The sequence below is a fragment of the Streptomyces sp. NPDC096079 genome, assembly GCF_040303145.1.
GTDB lineage: Bacteria > Actinomycetota > Actinomycetes > Streptomycetales > Streptomycetaceae > Streptomyces.
Map to the genome: position 1 here is coordinate 48,677 of NZ_JBEOST010000014.1, position 17,508 is coordinate 66,184.

14 protein-coding genes are annotated in these 17,508 nt (G+C 74.6%); 3 read left to right on the plus strand and 11 right to left on the minus strand.

Translation table 11 applies throughout. From position 1 onward, the window contains the following. Window positions 1-68: 68 nt before the first annotated feature. On the plus strand, window positions 69-1,301 hold the full coding sequence (locus ABTY59_RS25635; protein ID WP_352021387.1) for a styrene monooxygenase/indole monooxygenase family protein: 1,233 nt from the start codon (window positions 69-71) through the stop codon (window positions 1,299-1,301). Here ABTY59_RS25635 and ABTY59_RS25640 read toward each other — a convergent pair. The 4 genes from ABTY59_RS25640 to ABTY59_RS25655 all read right to left on the minus strand — a co-directional run bounded on the left by ABTY59_RS25640 (window position 1,298) and on the right by ABTY59_RS25655 (window position 5,318). Next, on the minus strand, window positions 1,298-2,563 hold the full coding sequence (locus ABTY59_RS25640) for an MFS transporter (RefSeq protein ID WP_352021388.1): 1,266 nt from the start codon (window positions 2,561-2,563) through the stop codon (window positions 1,298-1,300). The genes ABTY59_RS25635 and ABTY59_RS25640 overlap by 4 nt on opposite strands. Window positions 2,564-2,679: 116 nt before the next feature. Further along, window positions 2,680-3,999, minus strand: a complete 1,320-nt coding sequence (locus ABTY59_RS25645) for a C40 family peptidase (RefSeq protein WP_502995428.1) — start codon at window positions 3,997-3,999, stop codon at window positions 2,680-2,682. A gap of 287 nt (window positions 4,000-4,286) precedes the next feature. After that, a complete protein-coding gene (locus tag ABTY59_RS25650) occupies window positions 4,287-4,568 on the minus strand; it encodes a DUF8847 domain-containing protein (RefSeq protein WP_352021390.1) in 282 nt (93 codons plus the stop codon). A 27-nt stretch (window positions 4,569-4,595) separates the two neighbouring features. Further along, window positions 4,596-5,318 carry a TetR/AcrR family transcriptional regulator gene (locus ABTY59_RS25655; protein ID WP_352021391.1) on the minus strand — a complete coding sequence of 241 codons (723 nt, stop codon included), beginning with the start codon at window positions 5,316-5,318 and terminating at the stop codon, window positions 4,596-4,598. Window positions 5,319-5,530: 212 nt separating this feature from the next. On the opposite strand from ABTY59_RS25655, the gene ABTY59_RS25660 reads away from it, so the two are divergent. Together ABTY59_RS25660 and ABTY59_RS25665 are read left to right on the plus strand one after the other, a co-directional pair. Then, window positions 5,531-6,634 (plus strand): ferritin-like domain-containing protein, encoded by a 1,104-nt coding sequence (locus ABTY59_RS25660; protein WP_352021392.1) that lies wholly within the window; start codon window positions 5,531-5,533, stop codon window positions 6,632-6,634. A 151-nt stretch (window positions 6,635-6,785) separates the two neighbouring features. Further along, the gene (locus ABTY59_RS25665; protein ID WP_352021393.1) at window positions 6,786-7,595 is read left to right on the plus strand and encodes a hypothetical protein; all 810 of its coding nucleotides are present in this window, start codon (window positions 6,786-6,788) and stop codon (window positions 7,593-7,595) included. Window positions 7,596-7,809: 214 nt separating this feature from the next. Here the strand turns inward: ABTY59_RS25665 and ABTY59_RS25670 are convergent, their stop codons facing one another. The 7 genes from ABTY59_RS25670 to ligD form a co-directional block, all read right to left on the minus strand. Further along, window positions 7,810-9,288, minus strand: a complete 1,479-nt coding sequence (locus ABTY59_RS25670) for a penicillin-binding transpeptidase domain-containing protein (protein WP_352021394.1) — start codon at window positions 9,286-9,288, stop codon at window positions 7,810-7,812. Between the two features lie 31 nt (window positions 9,289-9,319). Then, window positions 9,320-10,702 (minus strand): FtsW/RodA/SpoVE family cell cycle protein, encoded by a 1,383-nt coding sequence (locus ABTY59_RS25675; RefSeq protein ID WP_352021395.1) that lies wholly within the window; start codon window positions 10,700-10,702, stop codon window positions 9,320-9,322. A 55-nt stretch (window positions 10,703-10,757) separates the two neighbouring features. Beyond that, the gene (locus ABTY59_RS25680) at window positions 10,758-12,029 is read right to left on the minus strand and encodes an ATP-binding protein (RefSeq protein ID WP_352021396.1); all 1,272 of its coding nucleotides are present in this window, start codon (window positions 12,027-12,029) and stop codon (window positions 10,758-10,760) included. Further along, complete coding sequence (locus ABTY59_RS25685) at window positions 12,026-12,799, minus strand: hypothetical protein (protein WP_352021397.1); 774 nt, start codon at window positions 12,797-12,799, stop codon at window positions 12,026-12,028. The genes ABTY59_RS25680 and ABTY59_RS25685 overlap by 4 nt, the downstream gene beginning before the upstream one ends. Window positions 12,800-13,142: 343 nt before the next feature. Beyond that, on the minus strand, window positions 13,143-15,242 hold the full coding sequence (locus tag ABTY59_RS25690) for a HEAT repeat domain-containing protein (protein WP_352021398.1): 2,100 nt from the start codon (window positions 15,240-15,242) through the stop codon (window positions 13,143-13,145). Between the two features lie 255 nt (window positions 15,243-15,497). After that, the gene (locus tag ABTY59_RS25695; RefSeq protein ID WP_352021399.1) at window positions 15,498-16,493 is read right to left on the minus strand and encodes an ATP-dependent DNA ligase; all 996 of its coding nucleotides are present in this window, start codon (window positions 16,491-16,493) and stop codon (window positions 15,498-15,500) included. After that, the gene (gene ligD / locus ABTY59_RS25700; protein WP_352021400.1) at window positions 16,490-17,470 is read right to left on the minus strand and encodes a non-homologous end-joining DNA ligase; all 981 of its coding nucleotides are present in this window, start codon (window positions 17,468-17,470) and stop codon (window positions 16,490-16,492) included. The genes ABTY59_RS25695 and ligD overlap by 4 nt, the downstream gene beginning before the upstream one ends. Between the last annotated feature and the right edge of the window lie 38 nt (window positions 17,471-17,508).

The window sequence follows — 17,508 nt, forward strand, 5'->3', positions numbered from 1 at the left end:
GCGCCCCCTTCCCGGAACACCCCCCACCCCCCTCGCACAGTACGACCGTCACGCCAGGAGCCCCGCCCATGCGGAAGATACTCATAGTCGGCGCCGGCCAGTCCGGCCTGCAGCTCGCCCTCGGACTCCAGTCGCAGGGGTACGAGGTCACCCTCATGTCGAACCGGACGGCGGACGAGATCCGCAACGGCCGGGTCATGTCCACCCAGTGCATGTTCGACACCGCCCTCCAGCACGAGCGGGACCTCGGGCTCAACTTCTGGGAGTCCCAGGCCCCGAGGATCGAGGGCCTCGGCGTCTCCGTCGCCGCGCCCGACTCCAGCCGCGCGATCGACTGGGTGGGGAGGCTCGGCGGATACGCCCAGTCCGTCGACCAGCGCGTGAAGATGTCCGGCTGGATGGACACCTTCGCCCAGCGCGGCGGCCAGCTGGTGATACACGGCGCGGCCGTCGGCGACCTGGACTACTTCTCCCGCAGCTACGACCTGGTGCTCGTCGCCGCCGGCAAGGGCGAACTGGTCTCCATGTTCGGCCGGGACGCCGCCCGCTCCCCGTACGGCGAGCCGCAGCGCGCGCTGGCCGTCGCGTACGTCCACGGGCTCGGCCCGCGCCCCGAGCACCCCGAGTTCGACGCGGTCCGCTGCAACATCGTCCCGGGTGTCGGCGAGCTCTTCGTCATGCCGACCCTCACCACCGGCGGCCGCGCCGACATCCTCTTCTGGGAGGGCGTCCCCGGCGGCCCGCTGGACGTCTTCCAGGGCGTCAAGGACCCGTCCGAGCACCTCGCCCTGACGCTGGAGCTCATGGAGAAGTTCCTGCCCTGGGAGTACGCGCGGGCGACGAAGGTCGAGCTGACCGACGCGGGCGGCACCCTGGCCGGCCGGTACGCGCCGACCGTCCGCAACCCCATCGGCCGGCTCCCCGGCGGCGGCCTGGTCCTCGGCGTCGCGGACGTCGTCGTGGCCAACGACCCGATCACCGGCCAGGGCTCCAACTCGGCGTCCAAGTGCGCCGCCGCGTACCTCGCGGCGATCGTCGAGCAGGGCGACAAGCCCTTCGACGAGGAGTGGATGCAGGGCGCCTTCGACCGCTACTGGCAGACGGCGCAGCACGTCACCCGGTGGACGAACGCGATGCTGGCGCCCCCGCCGGAGCACGTCCTGAACCTCCTCGGCGCGGCGGGCGCACTCCAGCCGGTGGCCGACCGCTTCGCGAACGGCTTCGACGACCCGTCCGACTTCGACGACTTCTTCTTCGACCCGGAGAAGACGAGCGCGTACCTGGCCTCGGTCTCCGGCTAGGGGACCCGCTGACGGCCGGTCCCCGGCTGCCGGGGCCGGTCGTACGGGGAGGGCGCGGACTCCCCGCTCGGCGACCGGCGGTCCGCCTCCGCGCGGCGGACGGCGAGCGGGGTCAGGAGGCCGGTCACCGCGAAGAGGGCGCCCACGGCGAACCAGCCGAGGCGGCCCCCGCCGATGCAGAGCGCGATGAGCAGCCCGGGTCCGAGGGCCTCTGCGAGCCCCGCGCCCAGGCCGAAGACGCCCAGGTACTGGCCGGTGGCGTGCGGCGGCGCGAGCGCGTACGACACCTCGAAGCCGCCCGCCGCGTGCCACAGCTCGCCGACCGTGTGGACGACGACGGCGGTCAGGAGCAGGACGACCGCCACCGCGACGGGCGTCCCCGCGGACAGCGAGACGAGGGCGCAGGAGACGAGGAAGGCCGCTCCGGCGCGCCGGTAGGCGCCCCCGGCGGCCCGGGGCGAGTCGATCCCGCGGCTCGCCCGCACCTGGAGGCCGACGACGAGGACGGTGTTGGTGAGCATCGTGCCGGAGACGAGCCAGTGCGGCGCGCTGGTGGACCCCACGAGCCAGAGCGGGATCGCGACGGTGAGCACCTTGAACTGGATCGCCATGACGCCGTCGAGCGCGGTCAGCGCCAGATAGGGCCGGTCCCGCAGCGCGAGCCGGCGGGGGCCGCGCGTCACGGGCGCGGGAGCGGTGGGCGGCAGCAGGAGGAGGACGGCGGCGGAGGCCGCGAACGCGCACGCGTTCCCGGCGACCAGCACCTGGTACGCGCCGAGCGTGCCGACCTGGACCGCCCACCCGGCGAGGAGCGCGCCGAGCGAGATCCCGACGTTGGTCACGGCCCGGAGATAGGCGCGGAACTCCTGCGGCCGGTCGCCTCCGTGGTGCCGGATGAGCGGCGCACGGGCGGCGAGTCCCGCCGCCTTCGCGCCGGTGGCGGTGGAGACGGCCAGCACGAACGGCCAGAAGCCGTCGACGAGGACGAAGGCCGCCGTGGCGAGCGCCTGCAGCGCCAGGGTGGCCACGGACACCCCGCGCGCCCCGTGCCGGTCCGCGAGATGGCCGACGGCGATGCCCACGGCCAGCGAGAGGAGCCCGGCGATGCCGAGCCCGAGCCCCACGGAGGCGGCCGGGAGCCGCACGGCCTGGGTGAAGTACAGGACTCCGGCGGTCAGGAAGAGCCCGCTCCCGACGGCATTGACGAAGTGGGAGGCGGCGAGGGTGCGTTGGGGGCGGCTGTCCGGCAGCGTTCTGGGCATGACGGGGCTCCGTGTCCGGGCAGGCGACCGGTCGGCGACGATCGACCATCGGTAAGGACCCGCATAGCCTTGCGGATATTACGTGCGAGGGCAAGGGGCAAGCACGGAGCGGCAGTTCAGTCGTGGTCGTAGCCCTCGTCCCCGCCGTCCCGCGCCCCCTCGGGGAGCGGCGGCGGGGCGTACGCCTCCAGGGCCGTTCCCCCCGGATCGGGCCGCACGGCACCGAGCAGCGGGTTCGCCGCGAGCGGCGACACCTTCACCTTCCCGCCGGGCCGCGGGGCCTGCACCACCAGGCCCTCGCCGAGATAGAGCGCCACATGGGTCGCGCCCGGGAAGTAGACCACCAGGTCCCCCGGCCGGAGCTCGGCCAGCGGCACCCGGGGGAGGGTCGCCCACTGCTCCTGACTGGTCCTCGGCAGCTCCCGGCCGGCCGCCGCCCACGCCTGCTGGGTCAGCCCCGAGCAGTCGTACGCCTCCGGGCCCTCCGCCCCCCACTCGTACGGCTTGCCGATCTGCCCCACCGCGAAGCGCAGGGCCTCCGCGCCCGCCCGCGACGGGGTCCGGAGGCCGTCCAGGGCCCCGGAGTCGAGCAGCTCGCGCTGCGCGCCCGCGGTCTGGGCGCGGTCGAGCGCGGTGATCCGCGCGAGTTGGTCCGGCGACAGGCCGGCGAGCAGCTTCTCGACGGCGAGCAGCTTGGTCCGCACCTCGTCGCGCCGGACGCGCTGGGCTGCGGCGAGCCGCTGCTGCCGGTCCAGGGCCTTGCGGGAGGCGCTCGCCAGGCCGCCGGCCTGACGCTCGGCCCGGGTGAGCCGGGAGACGGCGCCCGCGCGTTCCCGGGCCGCGCGGTCCATCAGGTGCCCCTCGTCCAGGGCCGACTGGGGGTCGGCGGCGAAGAGCAGCCGCAGGTATCCGGGGTACGAGGAGAGCGCGGACCTGCCCTGGTACTGGTCCCGGGCGATCCGGCCGGCCGCGGCGCGGCCCTGCGCGAGCGCGGTCCGGGCGGCGGTGAGCCGCGCGGTGACCTTCTTGGTGTCGGCGGCCTGGAGCTTCAGGGCCTCCTCGGCCGCGTTGTACCGCTCGGTCGCCTCCTCGGCCTGCCGGTAGAGCGTCCGCAGCCGGGTGAGCAGCGCGCCGACGGAGTCCCCGCCGGAGGGCGGAAGCGCGGCGGCGTCGTCCTCGGCGGCGCCGTCGCCCGCGAGGGGGGAAGCGTCCGAAGGAGGGTCGCCCGCGTCGGGGGACGCGGCGGGGGCATCGCCTTCGGCGGGTGAGGCGGGTGAGGCGGGTGAGGCGGGTGAGGCGGGTGAGGCGGCGGGGGCGGCCGGGGTGGCGTCGCCTGTGACGGGCGGCGCGGCCGGGGTGGTGCCGGCTTCGGCCGGGGGCGTGGCCGGGGTGGCGGCGCCTTCGGCCGGGGGCGTGGTCGCCCGGGGCGGGGTCACGGGGTCCGTCCGGGCGGGGTCCACCGGGCCCACCGGTTCCGCCGCCGGGTCCGCCCAGGCGATCGGGGCCTGCTCGGGCGGGTCCGTGGGCGGGTCCGTGGCGGCGCCCGCCGCCGGGAGCACCCCGGGAAGCGCCCCCGTGACCACCCCGGTGAGCGCCGTCGCCGCGGCGAGCGCCCCCGTGCAGACCGTGCGCAGCAGCCTTCGCGACACGTCACCACCTCCACGGGGATGATGACGGGTCATTTCAACTGATTACCGTACGAATCGGGGCGTGCCCCGAGGTGTCACCCGTTCGGCCTCGGCGTCGGCTTCGACCACGGCCACTTCACCTCCCGACGCTCCCGCCCCTCGGGGGCGTACACGTAGACCCAGCCCCGCTGGAGCCCGAGCCGCTTCGTGTAGCCCGCGGGCTCGCGCCGGTACGTGTGCAGGGTCGGCGGGTGCCCGTCGTGCGCCGGGACCGGGATCTCGTACCACTTCGGAGGGTGGCCGGTCGGGCCGACGAGGATCGGCAGCGCCCGGCCGTCGAGGGGGCCGCCGCGGAAGGGGGTGTTCTCGCTTCTCACCCCCACAGTCTCTCCCGGCGCGCCGCCTCAGAGCAGGTGGGCCGCCTCGCCCACCACCGGGATCACCCGTCGGGCGAGCGCCGCCACAGGTCCCTCGGGGCTCTCCTGCCCGAGCAGCCGCCTCACCACCTCCGCCGTCTCCTCGTCGCTCGCCGAGGTCGCCGCGAGCAGGGCGACGAGATGGTCCACGAGCCACTCCCGCAGCTCCCGCGCGGGCGGCTGCTTCCCCTGGTCGAGCCAGATCAGCGAGGCGGCCTCGACGGCGGCGATCCACGTCCGGACGAGCATCCCGAGCCGGAGGCCCGGCCGCTCCGCCCCGAGGTGGACGAGGATCTGCCCGGCGGCGGCCCGCCTCACCTCGTCCACGATCGCGGAGGTCCGGGAGGTCTCGGCGACGCTGCCGCCGCGCAGCAGGGCGCTGAACCCGGCGTCGTGCTGGTCGACGAACGTCAGATAGCGGTCGAGCACCCGGCCGAGCCGCTCCGTCGGCGCCCCGACGGGCGGTTCGGTGAAGCAGCGGTTCAGGGCGTCGGCGGAGGAGCGCAGGGCCGCCTCGTACAGCTGCTGCTTGCCGCCGGGGAAGTAGCGGTAGACGAGGGGCCGCGAGACGCCCGCCGCCTCGGCGACGTCGTCGAGCGAGACGTCCTCGGGCGCCCGGTGGGCGAAGAGCCCCTGGGCGGTGTCGAGGAGCTGCCCGCGCCGCTCCTCGACGCTCAGCCTGCGGTACGCGGGGGTGGCGGCGCTCGTCATGGACCGCAGCGTAACCGCGGGACGGGGCGAGCGGGCGGGCGGTCCGCAGGACGTCCGGAACCGGCACCCGGCCCCGAGGGGTGCCGGAGCCGTCGGGCCGGGACGGTGGGGCGCGGTCGGGGGAGAAGCGCCGGCAATCCCTCCCGTACGACTTGTTGACGTTCCGTCTACCAGCGTGTGAGCCTGCTGGAAACGGACGGAAGGAGTCGTCAGTGTCGACGCACGACCTCTACGTGAAAGCCCCCGAGGGACCCGTCTGGGAGGTGCCCGCCGCCGGCGCCGCCCGCTTCTCCTGGGACTACGACGACGGCCGCGAGCGCCTCCTCGCCCTCTACCAGAAGGGCAAGGACAAGCAGTGGGACGGCGCCACCCGGATCGACTGGGGCATCGAGGTCGACCCGTACGACCCGCTCGGCACCCCCGACGAGGTCCTCACCCTCCACGGCACCCGGCACTGGGCGAAGATGACCGAGAAGGACAAGGGCGACCTCCGCCGGCACTACTCCTCCTGGCAGTTCAGCCAGTTCCTCCACGGCGAGCAGGGCGCCATGGTCTGCGCCGCCCGGATCGTCGAGTCCGTCCCCGACCTGGACGCCAAGTTCTACTCGGCCACCCAGACCATGGACGAGGCCCGGCACGCCGAGATCTACGGCCGCTTCCTCCACGAGAAGATCGGCATGCTCTACCCGGTCAACGACAACCTCCAGGGCCTCCTCGACGACACCCTGCGCGACTCCCGCTGGGACATGCCCTACCTCGGCATGCAGGTCCTCATCGAAGGCCTCGCCCTCGCCGCCTTCGGCATGATCCGCGACACCACCGACAAGCCGCTGCCCCGGCAGATCCTCGCGTACGTGATGCAGGACGAGGCCCGGCACGTCGCCTTCGGCCGGATGGCGCTGCGCGACTACTACAAGCAGCTCACCGACGCCGAGCTCCGCGAACGCGAGGAGTTCGTCATCGAGGGCTGCCACCTGATGCGCGACCGGCTCCGCGGGGTGGAGGTCCTGGAGAACTTCGGCATCCCGAAGAAGGAGGCCGAGGAGCTCAGCGAGCAGAGCGAGTTCCTGCACCTCTTCCGCAAGCTGCTCTTCAGCAGGATCGTCCCCTGCGTCAAGGACATCGGCCTGTGGGGCGAACGCCTCCAGAAGGCCTACCTGGACATGGGCGTCTTCGACCTCGGCGACTCCAACCTGGACCTGCTGATGAGTCAGGACGAGGAGATCGCGGAAGCACTGGACCGCGAGCGCTTCGCGGCGGAGGAGGCCGAGCGGGTGGCCGAGGTGGAGGCGGCGATCGAGGAGGGCGGCCGCTGAGGCGCGGGTGGCGTTCGCGGGCGGGCCGCGTTCGGAGGTCGGGTCGCCTCCTGGGGGCGGGTCGACTCCGGGGGCGGGTCTCGTGCTGGGGGCGGGTCGTCTCCGAGGGCGGGTCGGGGAGTTGTCGTAGGGGTGACGTAGCGTGCTCGTCATGACCATGCCGTCGTCCTCGCCGACTCCTCCGCCCCACCCGCCGTACGGCGGGCCCGTACCGCCCCCGCAACAGCCCGGCCCGTACGGGGCTCCGCAGGGGTACCCGCCCCACGGCGTTCCGCCGCAGTACCCGGCGGGGCCCGGCGGTTGGGGGCAGCCGCCCATGGGGCCGCCGCCGAAGAAGAAGCTGTCGGCCGGGGCGATCGTCGCCATCGTCGCCGGCTCCCTGGTCGTCGTCGGCGGCATCGGTTACGGGGTCAAGGCCGGGCTCGACGGCGTCACCGGTCCGTTCCCCGAGGCGAAGCACAAGCTGGTCGTCTCGCAGACCGTCCTCGGCGGCGAGTTCACCCTCGTCTCCGACCTGTCCGACACCCAGGGCAAGGAGATCGAGGACACCCCCGACTTCACCGTGAAGGACGCGACGGCGGCGGTCGGGCAGTACAGCGGCAAGGACGGGTCCGTCCTCGTGCTCTCCGGGCTGTACGGGCAGATCAAGAACCCCGGTACCACCCGCTCCTCCATCCTCAAGGGGGCCGCCACGGACAAGGGCTCCACGCTCGTCGTCAAGCCCAGGGACTTCACACCCGCCGGGTACGGAGTGACCGTCAGCTGCCAGGTCACCACGTCGAAGGACGGGCTCAGCACGACGACGCTGCCCATGTGCGCGTGGGGCGACGAGAACACCGCCGCCGCCATCGCCCTCGTCGCCGCCGGGGACGCCACGGCCGACCCGAAGGACATCGACCTGGCCGGACTGGCGGAGAAGACGGCCAAGATCCGCGCGGAGATCCGCAAGCCGATCGGCTGACAGCCGGGGCGTCCGGGGCGTCCGGGGCGTCCGGGGCGTCCGGGGCGTCCGGGGCGTCCGGGGCAGCCAGGGAACCTGGGCGGCCGGGGCGTCCGGGGCAGCCAGGGAACCTGGGCAGCCGGGGAAGCCGGGCAGCCAAGGAACCGGGGCACAGGGGGGAAAGCGCGGCACAGGGGGAAGGCGCGGCACAGGGGGGAAAGCGCGGCAGGTCCGGTTACGGGTTCCGTGCCTCCCCCTCCAGCCTCAGCGCCACCTCCATCACCGCCTTCGCGATCGGCGCCGCGCTGCCGCCCCCGCTGATGTCCGTGCGGGAGGCCTCCGCGTCCTCGACGACGACCGCCACCGCGACCGCCGGCTGGGGCGCGTCGTCCGCCTGCGCCCAGGCGATGAACCAGGCGTACGGGGTGCCCGTGTTGCCGAAGCCGTGCTGGGCGGTGCCCGTCTTGCCGCCCACCCGCGCCCCGGGGATCGCCGCGTTCGTCCCCGTGCCCTCCTCCACGGCCCGCACCATCAGCCGCTGGAGCTGCATGGCCGTCGAGGGGCTCATCGCCTGCCGGTAACTGCGGCGGCCGGTGCGGTCCACGGTCGTGCCGCCGGAGGTCGTGGTGCGGTCGACGAGGTACGGCTGCGCGATCTCCCCGTTGTTGGCGACGGCCGCCGCCACCAGGGCCATCTGCAGCGGCGTCGCCGTCGTGTCGAACTGCCCGATCGACGACAGCGCCAGCTGGTCCGGGCTCATCTCCCGGTCGAAGTTCGACTTCGCCACCCAGGACGGCACCCGGAGCCCCGTGTCGTCGAAGCCGAACCGCTCCACCGCGTCCACCATCCCCGTGAGCCCCACCCGCACCCCGAGCCCGGCCATCACCGTGTTGCAGGACCACTGGATCGCGTACGCGAGGGAGGCGTTCCCGCAGCCCGTCGCCTCGTTGGGCAGCACCTGCCGGGTGCCCGGCAGCACGAACGGGTCAGGGGTGTCCGTCGGCGCGTCCACGTCCCGCACCACCCCCGCGTCCAGGGCCGCCGCCGCCGTCACGATCTTGAACGTGGAGCCCGGCGGATACGTCTGCCGCAGCGCCCGGTTCAGCATCGGCTGGTTCGGTGAGGTGTTGAGCCGCCGCCAGGCGTCCTTGACCGCCCGGCCCGTCCCCGACAGGACCCCCGGGTCGTACGAGGGAGAGCTGACGAGCGCCAGGATCCTGCCGCTGTACGGCTCGACCGCCACGACCGCGCCCCGCTTCCCGTCGAGCCCGCGGAACGCCGCCTCCTGCATCGGCGCGCGGATCGTGGTCACCACGTCGCCGCCGGGCTGCCGGCCCCGGGTGAGGTCGTTCCACAGGGGGAGCGGCGCCAGCATCGGGTCGGTGCCCGCGAGGATGCCGTCCTCCGCGTGCTCGACGAGCGTCGTGCCGTACGTCTGCGAGGAGTAGCCGGTCAGCGGCGCGTACAAGGGGCCCTGCCGGTAGGTCCGTTCCCAGCGCAGCTGCTGCCCGCTGTCCCGGGAACCGGTCACCGGCTTCCCGTCGACGACGATCTCCCCGCGCGGACGCGCGTACCGGTCGATCGCGATCCGCCGGTTGGCCGGGTTGTCGTCGAGGGACTCCGCCTCGAAGACCATCACCCGGGCGGCGTTGACGAGCAGCGCGACCAGAAGGATCAGACAGAGGGCGGCGGCCCTGCGGATGTAGCGGATCACGGCGCGCCTCCCGACGTGCGAACGGCCCCCGTCACCGCGCCCCCTCCCCGACCTTCGCCAGCTCCCCGGTGTCGGCGTCGTCCGGGTGGGGCGCGCGGGCCGAGTCGCTGACCCGGATGAGGAGCGCGACGATCACCCAGTTGGTCACCACGGACGAGCCTCCCTGGGCCAGGAACGGCATCGCCATGCCGGTCAGCGGGATGAGGCCCATCACCCCGCCGGCGATCACGAAGACCTGGAGCGCCACGATCGAGGCGAGGCCGATCGCGAGCAGCCGCCCGAAGGGGTCGCGCAGCGAGAGCCCGGCGCGGTAGCCGCGGGCGACGAGCAGCGCGTACAGCAGGAACAGCGCGGTGAGGCCGACGAGCCCCAGCTCCTCGCCGGCCGTCGCCAGGATGAAGTCCGACTTGGTGGCGAAGCCGATGAGGACGGAGTGGCCGAGACCGAGCCCGGTGCCGAGCATCCCGCCGGCGGCGAAGGCGAACAGCGACTGGGCCAGCTGCCCCGGACCCTCGCCCGCGCGGATCGAGGCGAAGGGGTCGAGCCAGTCCTGCACCCGGCTGTGGACGTGCGGTTCGAGCGAGCCGACGAGGAAGGCGCCGGCGGAGGCCAGGACGAGCCCGACCGCGATCCAGCCGGTCCGGCCCGTCGCCACGTACAGCATGATCACGAAGAGGCCGAAGAAGAGCAGCGAGGTGCCCAGGTCCCGCTCCAGGACCAGGACGCCGACGCTCAGCAGCCAGATCGCCACGATCGGCCCGAGCACCCGGCCCGTCGGGAACTGGAACTTCCAGATCCGGCGGCCGGTGTACGCGAGCGCGTTGCGGTTCGCGGCGAGGTACGCGGCGAAGAAGACCGCGAGCAGGATCTTGGCGAACTCGCCCGGCTGGAAGGAGAACCCGCCGATCCTGATCCAGATCTTCGCGCCGTTCACCGCGGGGAAGAAGATCGGCAGGATCATCAGGCCGAGCGCGGCGGCCACCGACACGTACGCGTACCCCTGGAGCGCCCGGTGGTCGCGCAGCAGCAGGACGACGACGATGAACAGCGCCACCCCGAGCGTCGACCAGACCAGCTGCGTCGCCGCCGCCTGGTCCTTCGGCGTCTCCAGGTCGAGCCGGTAGATCAGCACCAGGCCCAGGCCGTTGAGCAGGACCGCGATCGGCAGCAGCAGCGGATCGGCGTACGGGGCGCGGAACCTGACGGCGAGATGGGCGACCAGTGCGAGGAGCCCGAGCCCCGCCCCGTACCGGAGGGCGTCGGGCGGCACGGCGCCGCTGCGGGCGAGGCCGACCTCCGCGTAACCGAGGACGGAGATCAGGACCGCGCCGATCAGGAGCGACAGCTCCACGCCGCGCCGCTTCGGGACACGGATGCCGGGCGGGGGTGCGTCCGGGCGCCGTGGTGCGGTCATGGCCGCAACGTAGCAAGCGGTATGCCCTATGTCCCTTTTGTGTGACGGTGTGCCGTCACCGCTCGGATTCCGGATCGGTGAGGCGTACGTACTCCGGAAGCCGCAGCCGGGCCTCCGCACCCCCGTCCGGCGCGGTGCCGAAGGCCAGCCCGGCGCCGATCACCTCCGCCTGCCCCACCGCGATGGTCAGCCCGAGGCCGTGCCCCTTGCCCCCGCTCTCGGTACGGAACCGCTGCGGCCCCGACTCCAGGAGGTACGCCGGATACCCCGGCCCGTGGTCCCGCACGGACACCACCGGGCCGTCCACCGTCACCACCACCGGCGGCGCCCCGTGCTTGTGCGCGTTGGCCACCAGATTGCCCAGCACCCGCGCCACCCGCCGCCGGTCCGTCTCCACCGCCGCGTCCCGGACGACCCGCACCTCCGTCTCCGTGCCCGAGGCGCGCACCACCCGCTCGACCAGCGGCCCGAGCTCGTGCACCGCCAGGTCCACCGTCTCGGTGCGGGCGTCGAGCCGCGAGATCTCCAGGAGGTCCTCCGTGAGCCCACGCATCGCCCGCACCCTGTCCCGAACGAGCTCCGAGGGCCGCCCCTCCGGCAGCAGTTCGGCCGCCGCAGAGAGGCCCGTCAGCGGGGTCCGCAGCTCGTGCGCCACGTCGGCCGTGAACCGCTGCTCGCTCTGCAGCTTCCGCTGGAGCGAGGAGGCCATCGTGTCGAGCGCCCCGGAGACCGTCGCCACCTCGTCCTGCGGGCGCGAGGGGTCCTTCGTACGGGGATCGTCCACGCGCGCGTCGAGGTCGCCCGCGCTGATCCGGCGGGCCACCTGCGCGGTGAGGTGCAGCCGGCGGGTCACCCGGGTGACGGCGAAGGCGCCGACGAGCAGGGTCGCCCCGATCGCCAGGACGGAGGAGCCGAGGATCGAGCGGTCGAGCGCGTCGATGGTCTCGGCGCTCTGGGTGTAGTCGAGGTGCACGGCGAGGGCGCGGCCGTCCGCCGGCCCCGCCGCCCACATCGTCGGACGGCCGTCGTACTCCGCCACCATCGTGCCGCGCTCCCCGCGCACGGCGAGTGCCCGCAGGGAGGCCGGGAGCCCGGGCGGGTCCATGCCGGCGAACCGGGGGAGCGGCTCACCCGCCTGGTACAGCCCCGTCACCTCGGTCAGCCGCGCCAGGGCCTTGTCCCGTGAGTCGCTCACCGTCTGGCCGGTCACCGAGACGTGGACGAGGATGCCGAGCAGCGCGGCCAGGGCGCAGCACATCACCGCGATGAAGACCGCGGCCTTCCAGGTGAGCGTCGCGGTCCAGGCCGGCCGCCGGGGCACCCTCACGGGGTCGCCTCCGGGAGTACGGGTGCGGGGGTGACCGTCGGCGTGGGCGTCGGGCTCACCAGACGGGGTGCGGGGACCGTCGAGGGACCCGTGCCGGGCGGCTTCACCCGGATGATCTCGTCCCGGGTCGGCAGCATGCTCCGCTGCTGCTCGTCCCAGGTCCAGGCGGTCCGGTACTCGTACCCGGGGATGCCCGCGGAACCGACCCGCAGGATCAGGTCCCGGCCCGCCAGCTCCACGCTGATGACCTGGTCGACGGTGGCCATGATCCTGGTCAGGCCCCCGTTCTCGGCGAGGTAGACCCGCACCCCGACCTGCTGCTCCGGCATCCGGATCCCCACGATCAGCTCGTCGCGGCCGTTGCCCGTGAGGTCGCGGTAGTACGGCTTCAGGACGGGGCAGGCGGCCGGGGCCGTGCCGCAGGACTCGATCGCCCGGCTGGTCTGCTCGTACAGGCCGTCCGAGCCGGTGTACGTGTCGGGGTGGGCGCGCACCTCGGCCTGGACGACCGCCACCGGGTCGACGGCGTGGACGTCGTTGCCGGGGACCTCGACGCCGGGGACGCGCTCGGTGTCGGACTCGCCGTAGTCGAGCGGCGGGTTCGTGGCGGGCGGCAGGTCGGGCCAGAGCCGGACCGGCCCCGCGGCGGTGGGCGTGGGCCCGGCGGACTTGAGCCCGCCCTCGCGGCCGCCGCAGCCCGAGAGCACGACCGCGAGGCCGAGGGCGCACAGGACGACGCCCGCGGCGCTACGGACTCCGCGCGGTCTCACGCTGCTCCTGCTCCTCGGTCGGTCGATGAGTGTCGGCTCCCAGTAGACCTTATGCGGAGTGACGTCCTTTTTGTCTCATCGTCGGGTTGTCACGACGGTGGACGGGCGTGGAAACGTCGTGACGACGACGGACGGGCGTCGATACGCCGTGACGACGACGGACGGGCGTCGATAACGTGACGACGACGGACGGGCGTCGATACGCCGTGACGACGACCACGGGTCGCCCGGAAGGACACGAGACCTCCGCAGTCAACGGGGGACGCCCGGCTCCCGCGCGCTCACCCGGGGGACGCCCGGCTCCCGTGCGCTCACGCGGAGGACCTCCGCGGCGCCCGCGCGCTCAGAACGTCCCCCGCTCCATCCGGGCCAGCGCCGCCCGGCACAGGGTCAGCAGCTTCTCGTCGACATGGATGTCGTGGCTGCCGGAAGCGCCCTCGCGGGCGTTGTGGCGCCGCCTGCGGGTCAGCTCGGTGAGGATCACCAGCTGCGCCCCGGACGCCGCCGGACCCATCTCCGCGAGGCACTCCGCGATGTCCAGGCGCGCGTGCCGGTTCTCCTCCCAGGCCGCGAGCAGCACCGGCAGCGACGCCGCCGCCTCGCCGGACACCCGCCACAGGGCCGCCGCGCTGCGGACCCGCACCCACAGGTCCCGCGAGGCCAGACCCGGCCGGAGCGCCGGAGCCGCCCCGGCCGCCGCCGGGCCGATCTCGCCGAGCGCCTGCGCGGCGGCGCACCAGTCCGCACCCTGCGTGCCCGGCCGCAGCCACCGCTCCAGGGCCGGCAGCACGTCCCCCCGGTCCCCCTCGGCCGCCCACAGGGCCCGCGCCGCCGTCGTGGCGACCCCGGCCGACTCGGCGGCCAGGAGTCTTCGGATGTCGGGCACGGCCTCCCGGGCGGCGGGCCCGAACGCCGCCAGGGTCCGCAGCGCGGCCTCGCGCACCCAGTCCCGCCGGTTCGCCGGCGCCCCGCGCAGCACCCGCAGCACCTCCGGCAGGGCCTGGGCGCCCCGCACGGCCGCCAGGGCGTACAGCAGCGGCGCCGCCCGGTCGTACAGCCGCTCGTCGAGCTCCACCTCGGCCAGCCGGCGCCGGAGCGGAGGCGCGAGCATCGCCGCCGAGGGGCCGAGGCCGTCCATGGCGTACAGCAGCTCGCGCCGCACCTCGGGCTCCTCCAGGGCGCGGGCGAGCAGCGGGACCGCGCGGGTGTCCCCGGCGCGGGCCAGCGCGAGCAGCGCCCCGTCGCGACCGGACCGCCCGACGAAGCCCTGACCGGGACCCGGAGGCACGGCGCCCGGCCCCGCGGCGAGCCGGGCCGCGAGCGCGTCGGCCGCGGGCGCGCCCAGCTCGAAGAGCCGCTCCAGGAAGGACGTGGCCGCCTCCCGGAGCCGAGGCTCGGGGTCCTGGAGCTGGGCGCCCACGAGCCGGACGACCTCCTCGTACCGCCCGCGCCACACCCGTATCAAACCGCCGCACAACCAGATCGCGTCCGAGCGCTGCCCCCAGTCCGGGCTGCGCAGCTGCGCCAGGATCAGCGCGATCCGGTCGTCGACCCGGTCGTCGAGCGCGGCGTGCAGGATCCGCAGCAGCTCCTCGGTCCAGGGGGCGGGCCGGCCGGCCGCGTGCTCCTCAAGGAGCTCACGGACCTGCCCGATGAGGCTCGGCGTCGCGGCCCGCTCGCCGCCGGGCGGCGCGGCCCGGTGCGCGGAGGTCCTGATCTCCTCCAGGAGCCCGGTCACCCACGGCACGACGTCGTCCGGGATGTCGGCGGGCGCGCAGCGCGCCCGCTGAGCGAGCGCGGCGAGCCGGAGCCCGGGGTCCTGGGCGGCGCGGGCCAGCCAGTCGAGCCACTCGACGGTCTCGGCGCGCAGCGAGGCGTGCCGCAGGGCGATCCGCCCCACGGAGGCCACCAGGGCGAGCCGCACCTCGGTGTCCCGCTCGACGGTGAGGCGCTCCCGCAGCAGGGTCAGCACCCGCTCGGGCTCGGGGTGCAGCGAGGCGAGCGCGCAGGGCGCGGCGAGGCGCACCTCGGGATCGGCGTCCGAGGCGAGCCCGAGGAAGACGTCGGCGCCGGCGGCGATGGCGGCGGCGGCCATCGCGTAGTTCGCCGCGGGGATGAACTCCTCGTCCTCCGAGCCGAGTTCGTCCAGTTCCTCGTCGTCGTCGAGTTCGATCCCGCCGATGCTGGTGAGCAGTTCGACGATGCCGCCCCGGTCCTGCACGCCGGGGTCGGCGACGAGTTCGAGGAGGAAGGGGATGCAGGCCAGCGTCGAGTCGTAGACGTCGCCCTGGTGGTGCACGGCGCCGTACATGCCGTCGAGTGCGGTCTCACGCTCCGCGGGATCGGCGGAGGCGAGTCCGCGGAGCAGCTCCGGCACGTCGTCCGCGGGGCCGTACGCGTGCCCCAGCGAGGCCCAGTCGACCTCCTCGATCCCCGTCAGCATTGCCAGGCCGCCTTCCCCGTGAGCGCTGTGCCAGGCAGCAAGTGTGCACCACAGGACGGACAACAAGGCCGAAGCGGCGACACCTGCCGCACCCGGAGCGCCTGTTGCGACCTCTTTCCGCCATGTACGGTGCGGAGCAGGGCAGTTGCGCACGGTGCCGGAACGGGCGCCACGCCGACGCGCGGACCCCGTAGGCAGCCGGATCCCGGCGCCGTCCCCGTACCGCACGCCGCCGCCGTTCCGGGACCGGCGGCGTCACCCCGTGGCCCGGACGCGGACGAACGCGGCCGTCTCGTGCCGCCCCGCGACCTGGCGCAGCTCGACCGGGAGCGGAGGCTCGACCCACCGCACCGGACCGTGCTCCGGGTCCTCCGCGAGCGGCCCCGCGAGGCCGGCCGCCAGCTCGCCGACCTGGCGGGACTGTGCCGGGGTCAGTCGGGGCGAGGTGATCAGGGCGCGGCCGTCGGGGAGCCGTACGACCAGGGCCCGGGGCCGGTCCGGAGGGCCGACGAGGCCGATCAGGAGGGCGTCGCTGGTGTCGGAGTGCCGGATCTTGCGCCAGGCCCAGGTGGACCCCGCCCGGTACGGCGAGCCGAGCCGCTTCGCGACGACACCCTCGACGCCCGCGTCCCGCAGGTCCCGGAACCAGCCCCGCGCGGTCTCCTCGTCCGAGGTCGCGAGGACCCGCTGGAGCGGCGGCTCGGCCTCCCGCAGGGCGGCCCCGAGCAGCTCCCAACGGTCGCGGAGGGGCAGGGCCCGGACGTCGCGGCCGGGGACGGCGAGCAGGTCGAAGGCGATGTACGAGACGGGCACCCCGGCCCGTACCCGGTCGGCGTGCGAGCGGAGCAGGTCGGTGAAGCTCAGCCGCCCGTCCCGGTAGGCGCACAGCTCGCCGTCGAGGACGATCCCGGGCGGCAGCTGGCGGCCCAGGTGCGCGGCGATGTCGGGGAACTCCGGCGCGAGGTCGCGGCGGGAGCGGGACTGGAGGACGACCCGCCCGGTGTCGAGGACGAAGGCGAGGGCGCGGAACCCGTCCAGCTTGAGGGAGTACTGGAGGTCCCGGGGCGGCTCCGCCTGCGCGGGGATCTCGTCGGCGGACCGGGGCCGCATGACGTCGACGGGCGGCAGCAGCACGGCCCCCGAGGGGCCGCCGCCACCCGGCCCGCTGCCCGGCCCTGCGCCCGGCCCGCTGCCCGGCCCTGCGCCCGGCCCGCCGCCCGCGCGGGCGGCGTCCGTCGGGGACCCGGTCACGGCACGGCTCCCGCCCGCTCGGGCGCCGAGAGGGGCGCCAGGAGGTCCCCGTACCGCTCCAGACGTGGCGCGATGTCGCCCATGAGAAGGACCAGCGCACCGGGACCGGAGGGGCCGCCGGGACCACCGGGACCGCCGGATGGGCCGCCCCGGCTCCCGCGACCGCCCCGGCCCCCGGGCGCGGCGGGGTCGTCGGCGAGGGCGGCGCAGGCCTCGACCTCCTCCCAGGTGACGGGAGCCGAGACGGTGGGCAGGGTCCGCGCGCGCAGGGTGTAGGGGGTGGCGGTGGTCTTGGCGGCGGCGTTCTGGCTGTGGTCGACGAAGACCTTCCCGGAGCGCAGCGCCTTCGCCATCCGGTGCGTGACGAGGCCCGGCAGCGCCGCCTCCGCCTCGACGGCGAGCTGCTTCGCGTACGCCGAGACGCGTGCGGACGGCGTCGGCACCACGGGGACGAGCAGGTGCAGGCCCTTGGAGCCGGAGGTCTTGGCGAAGGCCTCCAGGCCGTCGGCCGCGAGCCGCTCACGCAGGTGCAGGGCGACCCGGCAGCACTCGACGACGCCGGCGGGCGGCCCGGGGTCGAGGTCGAACACGAGCCGGTCGGCGACGGCGGGGGAGGAGGCGCGCCACTGGGGCGTGTGGAACTCCACGACGAGGTTCGCGGCCCACATGAGCGAGGCCAGGTCCTCGATCACCACCTGGCGGGCGCGCGGGTCCTCGGAGCGGGGGACGGGGGTGGTCCTCACCCAGGAGGGTGTGCCGGGCGGCGGATTCTTCGTGAAGAAGAGCTGCCCGTCGGGACCGTCGGGGTAGCGCAGGAAGGACACCGGGCGGTCGCGCAGATGCGGCAGGATCACGGCCCCGAGGGTCGCGTAGTAGTGCAGCACCTCACCCTTGGTGGTGCCGGTGACCGGGTGGAGGACCTTGTCCAGGTTGCTGAGCGCCAGGCGCCGCCCCTCCACCTCTGTGATCGGCGTCATACGATGAGAATCCCACGTTTCAGGACATAAGGGCCCGA

Bases quoted from the DNA above. Each gene is read 5' to 3' on its own strand.
- ABTY59_RS25690 (WP_352021398.1), bottom strand. From the start codon at position 15,242: ATGCTGACGGGGATCGAGGAGGTCGACTGGGCCTCGCTGGGGCACGCG.
- ABTY59_RS25665 (WP_352021393.1), top strand. From the start codon at position 6,786: ATGACCATGCCGTCGTCCTCGCCGACTCCTCCGCCCCACCCGCCGTAC.
- ABTY59_RS25675 (WP_352021395.1), bottom strand. From the start codon at position 10,702: ATGACCGCACCACGGCGCCCGGACGCACCCCCGCCCGGCATCCGTGTC.
- ABTY59_RS25655 (WP_352021391.1), bottom strand. From the start codon at position 5,318: ATGACGAGCGCCGCCACCCCCGCGTACCGCAGGCTGAGCGTCGAGGAG.
- ligD (WP_352021400.1), bottom strand. From the start codon at position 17,470: ATGACGCCGATCACAGAGGTGGAGGGGCGGCGCCTGGCGCTCAGCAAC.
- ABTY59_RS25635 (WP_352021387.1), top strand. From the start codon at position 69: ATGCGGAAGATACTCATAGTCGGCGCCGGCCAGTCCGGCCTGCAGCTC.
- ABTY59_RS25640 (WP_352021388.1), bottom strand. From the start codon at position 2,563: ATGCCCAGAACGCTGCCGGACAGCCGCCCCCAACGCACCCTCGCCGCC.